Below are 15689 nucleotides of genomic sequence, written 5' to 3'. Positions count from 1 at the left end.
ATGTCTTCGGAGGTTCGTCAATTGTTAACTAAGAGTGGCAAGTTGTTCACTATGATTATTGCACTTGCTGGTTTAGCTGGGTGTTCGGGTAATACTGATGATTTAAGAGAGTGGGTTAATACAATAAAAGAAAAACCGCCAGGTAGAATAAAGCCAATGCCTGAAGTGAAAGAATATAAACCTCATGACTATCAATCTTCACATTTGAAAAGCCCATTTGCTGAGCTAGAACCAGAGTTAGAGCAGCAGTTAACTGCTTTACATGAAGGCTGTGATGCGTCTGCTCGTCCTGATACTAGTCGGCGTAAAGAAGATTTAGAGCGTTATTCATTAGACTCAATGGAAATGGTTGGTATGGTTAACAACCAAAATAAGCAATGGGGGCTTGTTAGGATGACTGCTGGGCCAGCTAAGGGTAATGTGTTCCATGTTAAGGTAGGTAATTACCTTGGAATCAATCATGGACAAATTTCCTCGATTGAAGAGCAACAAATTGAAATTAGTACCTTGGTGCCTGATAGTAAGGGCTGCTGGGAAAAACGTAAAGTGTTTATGGCGCTTGCTCAATAGCAGCGAGCTTTAGGAGTGATTATGTATTATTGGGGTAAGAGTTATATTCAACAATCTCGAGGAGCAACGGCTATGTTAATCGGCCATTTAAGAAAATTGTTGGTAATAGCGGTTGCTTTAACCAGCGTGAGTATATCGGCAGCTGAAATTCAGGATATTAGTTTTGATGTAATGCCAGGAGATAAAGTTCTGATTACCGTAAAAATGGACTCTCCTCCTCCTACATTTAAAGAGATTACAACAGATAACCCTGCCCGTATCTGGATGGATTTTGAGGGGGTTTCAAGTGCACTTAAGCGTAAAACACACAGTATTGGAATTGGTGCAACTCGGAGTGTTACAGCGGTTGAAGCGGGCGGGAAAACTCGTTTAGTTGTTAACTTGGTTGAAATGGTCCCTTACTCCTCAAAAATAGATGGAAACAACTTATTATTAACGGTGGGTTATGGCCAAGAGCAGGTTGCAAATACTGGGTTTAATAGCTCGCAACAAACAATTGCTGCTCAAACTCAAACTTCGCATAGTTCTGGTGACGATATATCTAATATTGACTTTAGAAGAGGTGAGCAGGGTGAAGGACGCATAATTGTTGAGTTAAATAACTCAAATATTGGCATCGACTTGCGTCAGGAAGGTCGTACTATATTTGCTGATTTTGTTAATGCTAAAATGTCTAATGACTTAATTAGAAAGTTGGATGTTATTGACTTTGCCACTCCTGCAAAATTAATCTCAACTAGTCGTGTCGGTGGAAATATAAGACTAGCAATTGATACTTTAGATGAGTTTGAATACCTTGCCTATCAAGCAGATAATACCTATGTCATTGAGCTTAAACCTCTAACCCCAGAGGAAATTGAGCGTAAAAAGTTGGATGAGCCGGTTTATACTGGTGAGAGATTATCACTTAATTTCCAAGACATTCCAGTAAGAGCTGTATTAGCCATTATTGCTGAGTTTACGGGGTTAAATTTAGTGACCAGTGACACTGTTTCTGGGACTATAACCTTAAGGTTGCAAACCGTACCATGGGACCAAGCTTTGGATATCGTGCTTAAAACTAAAGGGCTTGATAAACGTCAAAACGGTAATGTTATGTTAGTTGCCCCTGCTGCTGAAATTGCTGCTAGGGAAGCTATGGAATTACAAACTGAAAAGCAAATTGAGCAATTAGCACCTCTTAGAGCAGAGTTTGTTCAGGTTAACTACGCGAAAGCTTCAGCGCTAGCTGACTTGATCCGAACCAAGGGGGCTAATTATTTATCCAATCGTGGTAGTGTTTCTGTTGATGAGCGAACCAATCACCTTCTAATTCAAGATACAGCTAAAAAGCTCGATCAAATTAGACAAATGATCCGTAAACTTGATGTGCCAGTGAGACAAGTATTAATAGAATCAAGAATTGTTGTTGCTGAAAGTGGTATGGGTGAAGAGATTGGTGTTCGATTAGGTGTTACTGATAAAGGTTCAAATGGCGCTATTACTGGTGATGGTGATGCGGCTCGTACTTTATATTCAACTAATGATCCAAATGATCGTAGCTTCGCTGTTGATTTAGCAGTACAAAATGCTGCTGGTAGCATTGGGATGACTCTAGCCAGATTAGCTGATGGTACAATTTTAGATCTAGAACTCTCTGCCTTAGAAAGCGAAAGGCGTGGAGAGGTCATCGCTTCGCCTAGAGTTATAACTGCAAATCAGAAAGAAGCCTATATTGAAGCTGGTGAAGAAATACCCTATTTAACCGCAAGTAGTGCTGGTAATACCACTGTAACATGGAGAAAAGCGGTTTTAAGTTTAAAAGTCACTCCACAAATCACTCCAGATGATCGTATAATCCTCGACTTACAACTTAATCAAGATACTCGAGGTGAAAATATTATTAATTTTGGCCCGGCGATTAACACTCGTGAAGTTGGTACTCAGGTTTTAGTTGAAAATGGCGAAACAGTAGTTTTGGGCGGTGTCTATCAACAGAGCGTCAATCGTGATGTTAGTAAAGTTCCGTTCTTAGGAGATTTACCTGGATTAGGTGCATTGTTTAGGTACACTAAAGAATCATCGAGTAAACAAGAGTTACTGATGTTCGTAACACCTAAAATTGTTAAAGACTCTATTAGATAGTGTCGAAACCTAAAATATAGTGGTAAGGCCCGCTTAGGCGGGTTCTTGCGTTTATTGCATGGGGAATTAGTAGTTTAGATTATGATGAAAGGTAAAAGAAACGTATTCTTAGTCGGGCCTATGGGGGCTGGTAAGACCACTATAGGGAAACAGTTGGCTCAAATTTTACACTTGCAATTTGTCGATTCAGATCAAGAAATTGAAGAAAGGACGGGCGCTCCTATCGACTGGATTTTTGACATTGAAGGCGAAAGTGGTTTCCGAAAACGAGAAAAAGACGTCATTGCTGAGTTAACCCAAAAGCAGGGTATCGTATTAGCTACTGGTGGTGGGGCGATTACAGAGCCCGATAACAGGACTTTTCTTGCAGGAAGAGGCATTGTTGTTTATTTAGAAACTTCTCTTGAGCAGCAAGTTGAGCGTACCCGACGAGATAAACGGCGTCCATTACTGCAAGCAAGTGATGATCCTGAAGCAACTTTAGACGCACTCAATAAAGAAAGAGATCGCCTTTATCGAGAAATTGCTGATATTATTGTTGCAACTAATGAAAACTCAATTAAATCTGTTGCTAACAAAATTGTTGCTCAAATTAATGAGGGTTAAAACTTCGCTATGCGCCAGTTAGCTTTAAATTTAGGTGAGCGTAGTTACAATATTTATATCGAGCAAGGTTTAATCGACAATGCTTCATTGATTGAATCTTTTTGTGAAGGGGATAATGTTCTTATCCTTTCTAATGAAGTTGTTGCTCCTCTCTATATAGATAGTCTTGCTCGTTCACTTCCTAATAAAAAAATTCATCAGTTCTTATTAACGGATGGAGAGGCTTTTAAAAATATCGAAAGCTTTACTGCTGTTATCGATTATTTAATTAATCATGGTTTTCGTCGAAATGATACTCTCATCGCATTAGGGGGAGGAGTTGTCGGTGATTTAGGTGGTTTTGTTGCTGCAAGCTATCAAAGGGGAATGGGCTTTATCCAGTTTCCAACAACGGTATTAGCTCAAGTCGATTCATCTGTTGGCGGTAAAACAGCAGTAAACCATCCATTAGGTAAGAATATGATAGGAGCTTTTTATCAACCTAAAGCGGTGTTTATTGATACAAACACACTAAAAAGTTTACCAGAAAAAGAGTATTACTCTGGTTTTGCCGAAATTGTTAAATATGCAATTTTAGGTTCTTTGCCTATTAAAGAGATACTCTTCAATAAGTTAGCCGAGATTAGAAATAAAGACATCAATGTCCTCGCAGAAATTATTTATCATAGTTGTGCGAAAAAAGCAGAAGTTGTTTCTGAAGATGAAAAAGAGAAAGGTAGTAGAGCACTGCTTAATCTTGGTCATACCTTTGGACACGCTATTGAGAGGTTAACAGAGTATAAAACTTACCTACATGGAGAGGCTGTTTCAATTGGCACGCTAATGGCCTTTAATTTGTCATTAGCCAAAGGATTGATTAAAGCTGAAGTTGTTGAACAGTATAGAGAGTTACTTCTTGCACTAAAGTTGCCTGATAAAGTTAATTTGCCTATTTCTTCCGAGCAAATGCTTGAGGCTATGAAGTTAGATAAGAAAAACTTAACTAATAAATATCGGTTAGTGCTTCCCAAAAACGATCACTGTATTCTGGTAGAAGAAGATAAATTGGAGTTAATAGAGCAATCTATCGTTAAACAGCTAAAATAATAAAGGTAGACGCATTGAGCTATGTAAGTTTACAAAAGAGTCAGCTGTTAGACTCAATCGAAAGTCATGTGCTTTATGCTGATTTATGCTGTGTTGTTATTGGGAATGAGGGATTAGGTAAAACTTTTTTTGTAGAGCAACTGACACAAAGGCTTGAAGGAAAAGCCTACTTATCGCAAATACAGGCACTTCCCGAAATGACATTGCAACAGCTGGAAAAGTCTATCTGTTTGCAATTAGGCTTAGGTTGGCAAGAAACAGAGGCAAAACTTCATACTCGCATAAAAGAAAAACTTGATCAGCGGGGGCTTTTGGTTGTTGATGATGCTCACTTATTATCTTTAGCTTGTCTTGAATATTTAATGGCTTTAGTCCATGAACAATTTACTCAAAAAGCAACAACTCTTTATATCGTATTGACCGGGCTTTCTGATTTAGCTGAAAAACTAAATCAAACCGACTCACTCAGTAATAACCCCAATATTTGCGCTGTTTTTGAGCTGCAAGCAATCGAAGCTAATGAGACTAAACAACTTATTGCTTATTTTCAAGCAATTGATGAAGTTACTGTCGAAACTTTATATGATGAGCAAAAATTACATTATTTTTGGGAGCTGAGTCAGGGGCGGCCTGCTGAACTAAAGTATCAATTAGAGCGTTGGCTCTCTCAGACTAGTGTAAAAGCAAAAGTGACAGAAGATGAAAACCGTCATGTTGAAAATAATAGTAAAGAAACGAGTACTCAAAAATATACTAAGTCTTTGGTTTATGCATTAATTGCTATTATTTTAATAACAGTATTGATCTTTCAAAAAGACATTAATAAAGCGATAGAGGGTAATGAGTCTGAAAATATTGTCTTAAAGGAAAAAAAAGATTCAATAAAAAACAACCTATCTAAAATAAACGAACCCAGTAAAAAAGTGACTGAAGAGGTCAATCAAAGTACTTTGTTGCTTTCTCAAGAAAATAGAAAATCAAAAGAGCAAACAACGCAACAAGAATCTGCTCAGCAAAAAGAGGCGCTGTCACAAGACTTTGTTGAATCTAAAATAACTGAAGGCGGCCACAAAGATAACTTAGAAGAAGTTAAAAAAGAAATTACAAAAAAAGATAATAAAGATAGTCTCTTAGTTGTTAAAAAACAGAACGTTCAAAACACAAAAGAAAATATTACTCCAACCGAAACAAAGCCAAAACCCAAAATAGTTTTAGATAAACAAATCAAGCTGCAATTAACTTCTGATGAAATTGCACTAAGCCAATATGCTGATACTCAGTATACACTTCAGTGGGTAGCTTTAAGCTCTTTGGAGGCTGCTAATCAATATAGAGAAAAGCATCCGTTGAAAGGTAATATGTTGATTTTTCGTCGGAAAAAAGCTAAAGGTTATTTGTATCTTATTGTCTCTGGACAATTTAATAATCGAGATGATGCAGAGCATACTCGAATTATCTACCTAAAAAGAGCCTACCCCGGTAAAGCATGGATAAAGTCTGCAAAATCCGTTAAAAAGGAAATATCAGCTTTACAGTGAGTGATAGCTGACCTCAATCATTTTATTCTGTCTGGGCCTGAGGTAGAATTGCGCACCACACAATATTTTATTGGTTTGATTAATGTTAAAGAATGATCGTTACCTTAAAGCTGCGCTTTCTCAACCTGTTGATAAAACGCCTGTATGGATGATGCGACAAGCGGGACGTTATCTTCCTGAATATAGAGAAATAAGGGCTCAAGCAGGTGATTTTATGTCGTTGTGCACTAACCCAGAGTTAGCCTGCGAGGTGACGCTACAGCCTTTGCGTAGATATGAGCTTGATGCTGCTATTTTGTTTTCTGATATATTGACGATTCCTGATGCGATGGGACTAGGGCTATATTTTAAAACAGGAGAGGGACCTGCCTTTCATCACCCAGTCAAGACAGAAGCAGATATTAAAAAACTTTATGTACCAGATATATTTGAAAAACTAGGTTATGTGACAGATGCGGTTAGTTTAATTAGAAAAGAGTTAGATGGTAGTGTCCCTCTTATAGGCTTTTCTGGTAGTCCTTGGACTCTTGCAACCTATATGGTTGAAGGCGGTACCACCAAAAATTTTGGTGAAGTAAAAGGCATGTTGTTTGAAAATCCTGAGTCGATGCATCGGCTATTAGATATTTTAGCGCAGTCTGTTATTTCTTATTTAAATGCTCAAATTGAGTCTGGTGCTCAAGCAGTTATGATTTTTGATACTTGGGGGGGAGTTCTTTCAACTCAAAACTATCAAGCGTTCTCACTCAATTATATGCAGCAAATCATTGATGGTTTACAGCGTAACTATCAAGGTAATCAAATCCCCGTCACGATTTTTACCAAAGGGGGGGCTGGCTGGTTAGAGCAAATGGCTGCTACTGGAGCCGATTGTGTTGGCTTAGATTGGACGATTGATATTGATCAGGCTCGCGAAAGAATAGGTGATAAAGTTGCGTTGCAGGGAAATATGGACCCGTGTGTACTGTATTCTACGCCGCAAAGAGTAAAACAGGAGGTTGGAGATATATTAGCCAAATTTGGTAATGGGAGCGGCCATGTTTTTAATTTAGGACATGGTATCCATCCGACGATAGATCCTGAGAACGTGAAGGCTTATGTGGATGCAGTGCATGAGTTGAGTGGGCAATATCATAGTTAATGTGTAGGTTTTTAATAGAAAAAGGCCATCAAAGATGGCCTTTTTTGACTGGTTGCTAGCTGTTAATTAACAACAATGTTAACTTGATTACTTGTCGTAATTAAGCCGCTAGGTGTTTTCACTTCTATCAGTAGTGTTCCGTTACCTGGGGTTGTTTCACCCTTGATTGTGACTGAAAACGCTGCTCCTCCGTTATGGTTATCATTAGGCCAAGTAAAGGAGCTCGTTCCTTGTACTGAGCCCTTTGTCGCGGTAAACGAAACGGTAGTACCCGCAGGCATAGGTTGGTTATGTAAGTCTGCAATAATGACACTTACGGAGCCAGTACTTTCTCCTTGTAGGTTTAATACAGAGTCATTACTGTCGTTACCGTCGGAGTTTACTGGAAAATCTACTGTTTGTGATATAGTAAAATAAGCCGTGCTTCCAGACATTACGAGTACCAGTTTTTCTCGAACGTTGATAGAAGTCGCGCTTGAGCATCCGGCATGTGCAGGAATTGAGCATAACACACCGTTATAAAGAGTGTCTTTCTGAGTAAAACTAGCGTCATTGTTGAAATCAATAAATGTTTCTATTTCTCCACCAGTTTGCCCACCAGCAATAGAAGGATTGAATATCCCATCTTCATTATGATCAACAAAGGCTTCATCCAAGTCATAAGGTAAGCCACTAATATTTGTTCCGCCAAAAGCAGTCATTTCCGATGCATCAAAACGGCCATTTCCGTTCGTGTCAGGGAATGATTCTTCTCCAATTGCGGTTGCTATTATTGTTGCTCTACCACCAAACTTTTGACCCATTGTATTAACTACGCTAGGAGTTAATCCATTGGCTGATAGCGTTTGTCCTTCTGGACGAGGATTTTGACTGGTCCACTTTACTGTACATGCCCCATTAACTGTTGTACAAGATGACTCAATTGAACCGCCTTCTGTCGTAAAGGAAACTGCTGTTCCGTCTGGAACAGGGTTATTAAATGCGTCAGATAATCTGGCGACAATATCAACTTCTGTGCCATCTATATTCCAGCCTTCGGGATTAGCCGTAGAAGCAGATAAACTGAAGCTATCTTGATCTGGAATACCAGTAGATACAACCAAGTTACTTGATTGAGAAGATATTTCCGGAGAGCTTGAATCAATGGTAGCTGTTACTCTTACAGAAGTTGCTACTGTACCTGAGTTTATAACTGTTTGAGCAAGCCCTTGAGCGTTGGTTGTTGCTGAAGTCGGGTTAATAGCGATGCCACCTACATCCGTATTGAGTGTAAAATTAACCAATTGCCCATTGACAGGGTTTCCATTGGTATCTTTCACTCTAAATATGACAGTTGAACTTTCTGAACCATTGACTCCACCAGCACCAACAATGGCAATATTTTCAGGGGTTGCCGATACAAATTCGACACTACCAACATCCGCTGAAAGAACATTGACCGAAGCTGAAGCAGATAAAGATATTCCACCAGCATTTGCGGTAATATTAATCGCATCATCACCTACACAACCTTGTGCTAAATAGGTACTTGAAGCAACACCATTAATAGTAGCTATAGGGCTACTTAATGTTGCTGTTGATGGCGTTGCGCGAGTACAAGCTGATGAAAAATTGACGTCTACGGCTTCAGTAAATGGTTGTCCCGCTTCATCAACAATTAATACTGTCACTGTGGTTGTTCCACCTGCTGATATTTGTGTGCTGCTAACAGCTGCTACACTTTCCTGAAATGGAGAGCCGCTTCCCATACGTAAATTAGTTGCGCCAATGGCATAAACTAGTTCAGCCTTTTCTCCTGTTGAAACACTCGCTGTGACAGTTCCTGCTCCTAAGGTACTACCAGCTAAGATATCCACAGTGGCTTGGTTATTAGCATCTGTTATCGCTGTAGGTATAGGAATATCTGCATTAGTTGAAGTAAAGGTTACGATAACAGGAGATGTAATTCCTGTTACTGTTGCCGTTATTTTTCCTGGATTTGATGACGTTATTGATTGTGTCGTATCACCAGAATTAGCTGATGTTAGGCTCAATGTAATTGTAATTGTTGCGCCAGGGGTTGTTGGATCTGTCGGATCTGCAACGTCTTCAAATCCTCCACCTCCGCAAGCTGTAAGCAATGCTAATATAGTTACATTTAGAAAAAGGTAAAATTGTTTAAAAGGTGAGGATGCCTTAAATAACCAATCCATCACTGGGTCTCCTATTACCTGTCAAGCAGGAAGCTTTAATGTTTTATAGTTAAATATGAACGTCAAAATAGTAAAGAAGTTTGAAAGAGCGCTAAATCGTCACTCATTTTTCAATCTTAAATTATTAAAAACGTACTAAAAACAATGAGTTCATTAACAAAGCTAGTCTAAATTCTAATAAAATCCAAGAATTGCTTCTTATTTATCTGATCATTGAGCAACAATCAAACTATGTTTGCGCATAAAACTAATTGTTTTAATACTTAAGTGTATGCATTATTTGGAATTTCTGTTGATTATTTATATTAAATTTCTATCGCTAGCTGATAAGTGGTTAAAAAAAGCTGCTCAAACTAAAAAAGTAGGAGTTTTTTGTGGTTTGTGTGCACTTACTTACTTAAAGCAAAAAACATAACGAGTGAAAAAACTAGAGTTTGTTGCTATTCGGCATTAACATATTTGCTGGAAAAGAAAATTCTAAGTTGATAACTTCAAAGGCAATGCATGATTTAATGCTTTGTATGTGCGTTATTACTATTAGATCTATTAATAACTAAGTGAGTGGAAGATGCCTAAAATAGTGCTTTATCCTGGTACGTTTGATCCTGTGACTAATGGACATTTAGATTTAATTCAAAGAGGATCACGGTTGTTTGACAAGGTAATCGTTGCTGTTGCTGATAGTACGACTAAACAGCCATTATTCAGTATAGACGAGCGGGTACAGCTGGTTGAGAGTGTAACAAGCCATTTGCCTAATATTGAAGTTTGCGGTTTTTCTGGATTACTCGTTAATTTTGCCAAAAATAAAAATGCTAATGTGCTACTTAGAGGCTTGAGAGCCGTATCTGACTTTGAATATGAGTTTCAGCTAGCTAATATGAACCGTCGATTGGCCCCTGATCTAGAAAGCTTGTTTTTAACGCCAGCTGAAAAATTTTCATTTATATCTTCAACTTTAGTTAGAGAAGTGGCTATGTTAGGCGGGAATGTTAGTGAGTTTGTTGCACCTTCTGTACTTAAAGCATTAGAAAATAAGTTTACCCCCGACTGATTATAATCGACGATTATTTGTTAATGGATGTGGCTAGTGTACAATGGCGTCCTTATTTTATTTCAAGAGAGTTAGGTTATGTCACTTATAATCACTGATGAATGCATTAATTGTGATGTTTGTGAACCAGAATGTCCAAACGAAGCTATTTCCCAAGGTGAGGAAATATACGAAATTGATAAAGATAAATGCACCGAATGTGTTGGTCATTATGATGAGCCTCAATGCCAACAGGTGTGTCCAGTCGACTGTATACCATTTGATGATAATAACAAAGAGTCTAAAGAACAGTTGATTTTTAAGTATGAGCGGCTCACAGGAAGCAGTTACTCTGACTAATTAATAACTAATTTTTGATTAAATTGCTTTATCCTAGCTAGACTTATTTCTGAGTACTCGTTATAGTTAGCTAGATATTATAACAAAAATAAAATAAGCAAATAAATTTGCCCTTTTCCTGCCAATTGCAGTAAAACATTGAAAATTATAAGAAATTTGATATCGAAGGGGACAAGCCCCTAATTATTAACAGGATAGATAATGCGTAGACAACGAAAACACTATGATGATGATACTGAGGTTGATATGACGCCGATGTTAGACATCGTCTTTATTATGTTAATCTTTTTTATTGTGACAACCTCTTTTGTAAAAGAAGATGGTATCGAGCTTGCTCGTCCTCCAGCGAATCCTCCACCCGATCAGCCAATTAATCCGAATAGACCCATCTTAATTTCGATTAATGCAAACAACGATATTGAAATGGGTGGCCGTTTAATTGATGTTGATGCTATTCAGCCTAATGTTGAAACTGCCCGCGCTAAAAAGCCCAAGGCATCAGTTGTTGTAATGGCTGATGAAGCGGCTCATTCAGGTATCGTGGTAAGAGCGGTCGATCAAGCTAAGTTAGCCGGCTCTGGTACAGTGACAGTTGTAAAACCAACTAAGTAAATAGTTTTATCAATTTTTTAAGGCGGCCATTGAGTCGCCTTTTTTATTTCGATAGATAATAATCATTATGAGTAAAGTTATTTCGTTAATTGCTATTATTTTGGTTGCTTATTATTGGTCACATACCCAAAAATTAAAGCAACTAGCGACTAGAGCAGGCAGAAAGCGTTGTGAAGAAGCTGGTGTACAGTTTCTTGATCATACGGTTGTGCAAAGCAAATTGGCGCTTTCTAGAGATAATAAGAAACGGTTACGACTACAAAGAGAATATTTGTTTGACTTTACATCTACTGGAGAACATAGGTATCAGGGTAAAATACTAATCCAGGCAGGGCATGTTGTCGCTTCAGAGTTAGAAGCTTTTTCAATCAATTAAACACTCTTCAAGTAAAAAGTATCAGATTCCTTTTTAAAGTAAGGCTTGCTTCAGTGTTACTGAAAGGTCTATAGTTAGTTGAGATAAACAACAAAAGGAAAGTGAATATGCGAAGAAAAAAGCACTCTGAAACAATTGACTCACCCGATATGACCCCCATGCTAGATGTTGTTTTTATTATGCTCATCTTTTTTATTGTGACTACGACTTTTGTTAAAGAAAGTGGAGTGGATTGGTTGAGCAATAGCGGAGGTGATAATGTCACTTCTGAAATAAAGCCTTTAGTTGTTACTATTGACGAAAGTGATACGATTAGTTTGCTCGGACGCACTATTGATGCTGAAGCCCTTAGAGCCAATATAGAGCTAGCTTATGCTAAATCAAAAAAAGCAGGCGTCGTAGTTAAAGCCCATGAAATTGCCTCAACCTCCATATTAATAAAAGCTGTAGATCAAATTAAGTTAGCAGGTATTTCTCAAGTTGTAGTCTCTAAGCTTTAAATGACCACAGATTAGCGACATCAACAACACAAGGATGTGTTAAAAAAGTATAATCAAAGTCTGAGTGAATAATCTTAGTGATTTTTAAGTGTCACTCTTTAGACAGTCTGGTATATTACTCCTTCCTGAGCAACGAATAAGTTGTATTATGCAACAATCAAATTATCTGCGTGTAAAAAATTTAAGCTTTTCTATAGGCAATAAGCTGCTTGTCGACAATGTTTCATTTGAAATACCTTTCAGAAAAAAAACAGCATTAGTTGGTTTGAATGGCGCTGGAAAGTCGAGTTTAATTCGTTTGCTTATTGGTCAGTATAAAGCCGCTAGAGGTTCTGTTAGTTTTTCTAATATATCACCGTCAGAATTATTATTTAATGATCAACTCGGTTATCAAGATAGCGCTATGCAGGCTTTACCGAATATTACGGGTTATGAATATTTGCACTTGTGCTGTGAATTGAAAGCACGTTTAAAAAGCAACATAGAACAACAGATTAAACAAGTTATCCGTCTGTGGGGGGTTTCACAACCGGAACAGTTGATGCCGCGCCTTTCTGAAGGAAATTTACAAAAATTATTTATTGCTCAAGCTTTTTTAGGTTGTCCTGACTATATTATTTTAGATGAACCAACACAAACTTTAGATCCTATTGAGCAACAACGCTTTGTAGAAAACTTAGCGCTTTTAGATAACTTTAATATTTGTTTATTCTCATCTCATCATATTAATGAAGCGGTGCAAATAGCTGATTATGTTTTGTTACTACATCATGGAAAATTAGTTGCTCGTTTAGATCTGTCGAATAAAAATGAATATTGGTTGATGAGTGAATTATCTAATGATGATGTCAAAAAGTTATTGCGTGCGGAAGAGGTCATTACTTACCATTCAAAACAAGGTAAATTTCTATATGCGATTAAAAGCCTTACCGTTGATACTTTAAATGAAATAGATAGTTTGTTAGCTTGCTCTCATGTTCAAAGTGTTTTTTTAGGAGAAGCAAAAGCTGCGCTTATGCCGTTATTTTCATTACTTGCCAATGACGACTTATAAACATGAATAGCCTATTTAAACTATTTTTCTCTATTGTTATTCGTCGTCCAACAACTTTGCTAGGAGTTTTAGCAACCGCACTAAGCTTAGGCTTGTTCGCGAAACTGGGATATCAACAATTTCTTTATTTACAAGCTCAAAATATTAGTTTGCTTTCTGTTTTTAATGAAGTGATTATTCCTTTAGCTGGTTTAACTTTAGTTGGTCAATTTTTGATGAGTATTTTGGCTAGCGTACAACTAATACCAAGTATTAAAGTTTCTGGCCAAGCTAGTTTATTAGACCTTTCGAGCTTGAATAGTTTTCAATTACTGAGTGCTGTACTAAAGCCTATTACATTATTGAGCCTTTGGCCTCTCCTTTATTTTTGTCTAATTGTTTTTGTATTAATGATGCATACTCAGCTTGATTTAATCAGGCTGAGTATACTTACCGTTAATATGCTGGTTATCGGTTTATGCATAAACTTTTGGGTGCTTGCTTGTTGTTTGCTTGTATCTCGCCCACTAATAGCTTCAATGTTATCGGCTTTTTCTATTTTAGCGGTTATTAGTTTTGAAATGAGTTTGCGCTTTTGGTGGTCTGATTCGCCATGGCATGGTTTGTTTTTACCTTATTTTTCATTGCGAGAAGGTTTGATTCGTTTTGCGGATATTGCTGTTTATTTAGGTTGGATTATTTTCGGGTTCTGTAGCTGTTACCTGTTTATTTCTCGTTATAAAGTGAACGACTCAAAAGCGATAAAATTAGGCGCAAGTATTGGTATTGTTTTTATCTTATTAGCAAAATATTTTCCTGGACAAGTTGATTTATCAAGAGATTTACGTAGTAGCATTAGTCAGTCTACGATAGAAAAATTACTTGCTCAAAATGATGTTTTGCATGTAACAGCGGTGATTAATGATGAGACAAGTCGCGAAGAGGTATTAAGAGGGTTTCAGATTATTCAGCAAGTTTCTCCAAAAAGTGAATTAGAGTTTCGTTCACGACAAAATTTAGAGCTGACTCGGCAACAGACAGGAGAGTACATAGAATTTAGTTTGGGCAAAGCACAGCAGTTTGTTGCTTATCCATTTGCTGAAAACGTAAAGTCTGTTTTTGAAACGGCTGTTACACAGTTATTAAACCGCAAACAGCAATGGATTACTTTTATTGAAGGACATGGTGAGGCAAGCTTATTTGCTAGTAAATCTTCTGATTTAAGTGAATTACATTTAATATTAAAAGAGTCTGGATGGCCCGTTGCTGCGCAAAATTTAACAAAATCACCTGTTATTAGTGAAAATACTAACTTGCTAGTCATTCCTGCGAGTAAACAACAATGGCTATCAGCCGAGATTGAGCTGGTTATGGGGTATTTAAAGGGAGGTGGTAATTTATTATTATTACTTGATCCTGATAGTATTATTCCTGAGCAGATAATGTCATTCACTAATATACGTCGCTACCCCGGAACTTTAGTTGATTGGAATGGTTTTCAAAGCGGTACGCCGTATCCTGCGGTTGTTATAATCAATCAAATGTTAGACCACCCAATCACTCGTAATATTAATAGCATTATTGCTTTGCCTTGGACTAGTGGACTATTTATTGAAAAGAACAAGAAAAATACTCAGGTTTCTATTGAACCAATTATTAAAACTCACCAGGGAGTATGGAATGAATTTAAAATTCAGCAAGAGCAATTAACATTTGATCAAAAAGTTGGAGAGCAGCAGAAATCCTTTGATGTTGCATTGGCTCATACTAACCAAGCGAATCAACAAAAAATAGTTGTGGTTGGTGACAGCCACTTTATTTCTGACACAGCAATCAACAATTATGCTAATAAACAGTTTGCAATGAATTTGATTAGTTGGCTGACAAATATTGAAACAACAAAAGTGCAGCAAGGTAACGTGCTAGATAAAAGTATTAAACCATCACGTTGGCTAGCAATATCGATGAATTGGTTTTTTACATTAATACTGCCAGTGTTAATTTTACTTTTTTGGTTGTTGTTATACAGAAAGTATCATTATGCCAAATAAAAGAACTCAACTGTCAGGTAAACAGTGGCTCAACATTATTATCATTAGTGTTAGTTTAATGTTTTTAATTTTGGTTCTGGTTGGCCGAATGATGAATAAAAGAGCAGGAGATATTTCTAGCCAAACTTTAAGTGGCCAAGTTGCACTGATTAAAATTGACTTTGGTGAGGTTACTTTATGGCGAGATAACAGTATTTGGTATAGTACTAATAAAAGCTTATCAAAAGAAAAAATTAATCTTATTATTAAAAATTGGAATTTAATTTTAAACCAAACTGGCGAGGTTTATCTGGGAAGTCACTTAACAGGCAAAACCGTTTTATTATACTTGTCGAATATACAACAACCAGTTGTTTGTAAAGTGAGTTTATACAAAGATAAAATGTTAATCACTTTTGTTAGTACATCTCGCCAATTTATATTAGAAAAACATCAGTTTGAAAACTATTATCCAGGAAAAATTTAAA

General features: G+C 37.2%; 15 protein-coding genes. 14 read left to right on the top strand and 1 reads right to left on the bottom strand.

What is annotated here, in order from left to right; genetic code table 11:
• From ACT5E3_RS22255 to hemE, 6 genes are all read left to right on the top strand, one after another.
• On the top strand, window positions 1–570 hold the full coding sequence (locus tag ACT5E3_RS22255) for a pilus assembly protein PilP (protein ID WP_444995758.1): 570 nt from the start codon (window positions 1–3) through the stop codon (window positions 568–570).
• Window positions 571–591: 21 nt separating this feature from the next.
• Complete coding sequence (gene pilQ / locus ACT5E3_RS22250; RefSeq protein ID WP_444995757.1) at window positions 592–2694, top strand: type IV pilus secretin PilQ; 2103 nt, start codon at window positions 592–594, stop codon at window positions 2692–2694.
• Window positions 2695–2775: 81 nt separating this feature from the next.
• Entirely contained in the window at window positions 2776–3300 is a 525-nt protein-coding gene (gene aroK / locus ACT5E3_RS22245; RefSeq protein WP_444995756.1) for a shikimate kinase AroK, read from the top strand.
• A 9-nt stretch (window positions 3301–3309) separates the two neighbouring features.
• Window positions 3310–4386, top strand: coding sequence for a 3-dehydroquinate synthase (gene aroB / locus ACT5E3_RS22240; protein WP_444995755.1), 1077 nt, complete (start codon window positions 3310–3312; stop codon window positions 4384–4386).
• Window positions 4387–4400: 14 nt separating this feature from the next.
• The gene (locus tag ACT5E3_RS22235; protein WP_444995754.1) at window positions 4401–5924 is read left to right on the top strand and encodes an AAA family ATPase; all 1524 of its coding nucleotides are present in this window, start codon (window positions 4401–4403) and stop codon (window positions 5922–5924) included.
• Between the two features lie 82 nt (window positions 5925–6006).
• Complete coding sequence (gene hemE / locus ACT5E3_RS22230; RefSeq protein WP_444995753.1) at window positions 6007–7065, top strand: uroporphyrinogen decarboxylase; 1059 nt, start codon at window positions 6007–6009, stop codon at window positions 7063–7065.
• Window positions 7066–7127: 62 nt separating this feature from the next.
• On the opposite strand, the gene ACT5E3_RS22225 is transcribed toward hemE, so the two are convergent.
• Entirely contained in the window at window positions 7128–9257 is a 2130-nt protein-coding gene (locus ACT5E3_RS22225; protein WP_444995752.1) for an Ig-like domain-containing protein, read from the bottom strand.
• A 568-nt stretch (window positions 9258–9825) separates the two neighbouring features.
• Here ACT5E3_RS22225 and coaD point away from each other — a divergent pair.
• The 8 genes from coaD to ACT5E3_RS22185 all read left to right on the top strand — a co-directional run bounded on the left by coaD (window position 9826) and on the right by ACT5E3_RS22185 (window position 15688).
• Window positions 9826–10311 carry a pantetheine-phosphate adenylyltransferase gene (gene coaD, locus ACT5E3_RS22220; protein ID WP_444995751.1) on the top strand — a complete coding sequence of 162 codons (486 nt, stop codon included), beginning with the start codon at window positions 9826–9828 and terminating at the stop codon, window positions 10309–10311.
• 78 nt (window positions 10312–10389) lie between these two features.
• Window positions 10390–10650 (top strand): YfhL family 4Fe-4S dicluster ferredoxin, encoded by a 261-nt coding sequence (locus tag ACT5E3_RS22215; RefSeq protein WP_444995750.1) that lies wholly within the window; start codon window positions 10390–10392, stop codon window positions 10648–10650.
• Window positions 10651–10851: 201 nt separating this feature from the next.
• The gene (locus tag ACT5E3_RS22210) at window positions 10852–11262 is read left to right on the top strand and encodes an ExbD/TolR family protein (RefSeq protein ID WP_444995749.1); all 411 of its coding nucleotides are present in this window, start codon (window positions 10852–10854) and stop codon (window positions 11260–11262) included.
• Window positions 11263–11329: 67 nt separating this feature from the next.
• Window positions 11330–11638 carry a DUF3301 domain-containing protein gene (locus ACT5E3_RS22205; protein ID WP_444995748.1) on the top strand — a complete coding sequence of 103 codons (309 nt, stop codon included), beginning with the start codon at window positions 11330–11332 and terminating at the stop codon, window positions 11636–11638.
• Between the two features lie 107 nt (window positions 11639–11745).
• Window positions 11746–12138: an ExbD/TolR family protein gene (locus tag ACT5E3_RS22200; protein ID WP_444995747.1), complete on the top strand. Its 393-nt coding sequence runs from the start codon at window positions 11746–11748 to the stop codon at window positions 12136–12138.
• Window positions 12139–12226: 88 nt separating this feature from the next.
• Complete coding sequence (locus ACT5E3_RS22195) at window positions 12227–13192, top strand: ATP-binding cassette domain-containing protein (RefSeq protein ID WP_444995746.1); 966 nt, start codon at window positions 12227–12229, stop codon at window positions 13190–13192.
• Between the two features lie 2 nt (window positions 13193–13194).
• Window positions 13195–15222, top strand: coding sequence for a Gldg family protein (locus ACT5E3_RS22190; protein WP_444995745.1), 2028 nt, complete (start codon window positions 13195–13197; stop codon window positions 15220–15222).
• Window positions 15212–15688 (top strand): hypothetical protein, encoded by a 477-nt coding sequence (locus ACT5E3_RS22185; protein ID WP_444995744.1) that lies wholly within the window; start codon window positions 15212–15214, stop codon window positions 15686–15688. The genes ACT5E3_RS22190 and ACT5E3_RS22185 overlap by 11 nt, the downstream gene beginning before the upstream one ends.
• The last annotated feature ends 1 nt before the right edge of the window (window position 15689 follow it).

Source organism: Aliikangiella litoralis, from assembly GCF_052495765.1.
Note: the sequence above shows the minus strand (reverse complement) of the source record. Positions and strands in the feature narration are given on the sequence as shown.

Coding starts and splice junctions, on each gene's coding strand:
- ACT5E3_RS22255 (WP_444995758.1), top strand. CDS start 1: ATGTCTTCGGAGGTTCGTCAATTGTTAACTAAGAGTGGCAAGTTGTTC.
- pilQ (WP_444995757.1), top strand. CDS start 592: ATGTATTATTGGGGTAAGAGTTATATTCAACAATCTCGAGGAGCAACG.
- aroK (WP_444995756.1), top strand. CDS start 2,776: ATGATGAAAGGTAAAAGAAACGTATTCTTAGTCGGGCCTATGGGGGCT.
- aroB (WP_444995755.1), top strand. CDS start 3,310: ATGCGCCAGTTAGCTTTAAATTTAGGTGAGCGTAGTTACAATATTTAT.
- hemE (WP_444995753.1), top strand. CDS start 6,007: ATGTTAAAGAATGATCGTTACCTTAAAGCTGCGCTTTCTCAACCTGTT.
- ACT5E3_RS22225 (WP_444995752.1), bottom strand. CDS start 9,257: ATGGATTGGTTATTTAAGGCATCCTCACCTTTTAAACAATTTTACCTT.
- coaD (WP_444995751.1), top strand. CDS start 9,826: ATGCCTAAAATAGTGCTTTATCCTGGTACGTTTGATCCTGTGACTAAT.
- ACT5E3_RS22215 (WP_444995750.1), top strand. CDS start 10,390: ATGTCACTTATAATCACTGATGAATGCATTAATTGTGATGTTTGTGAA.
- ACT5E3_RS22210 (WP_444995749.1), top strand. CDS start 10,852: ATGCGTAGACAACGAAAACACTATGATGATGATACTGAGGTTGATATG.
- ACT5E3_RS22205 (WP_444995748.1), top strand. CDS start 11,330: ATGAGTAAAGTTATTTCGTTAATTGCTATTATTTTGGTTGCTTATTAT.
- ACT5E3_RS22200 (WP_444995747.1), top strand. CDS start 11,746: ATGCGAAGAAAAAAGCACTCTGAAACAATTGACTCACCCGATATGACC.
- ACT5E3_RS22190 (WP_444995745.1), top strand. CDS start 13,195: ATGAATAGCCTATTTAAACTATTTTTCTCTATTGTTATTCGTCGTCCA.
- ACT5E3_RS22185 (WP_444995744.1), top strand. CDS start 15,212: ATGCCAAATAAAAGAACTCAACTGTCAGGTAAACAGTGGCTCAACATT.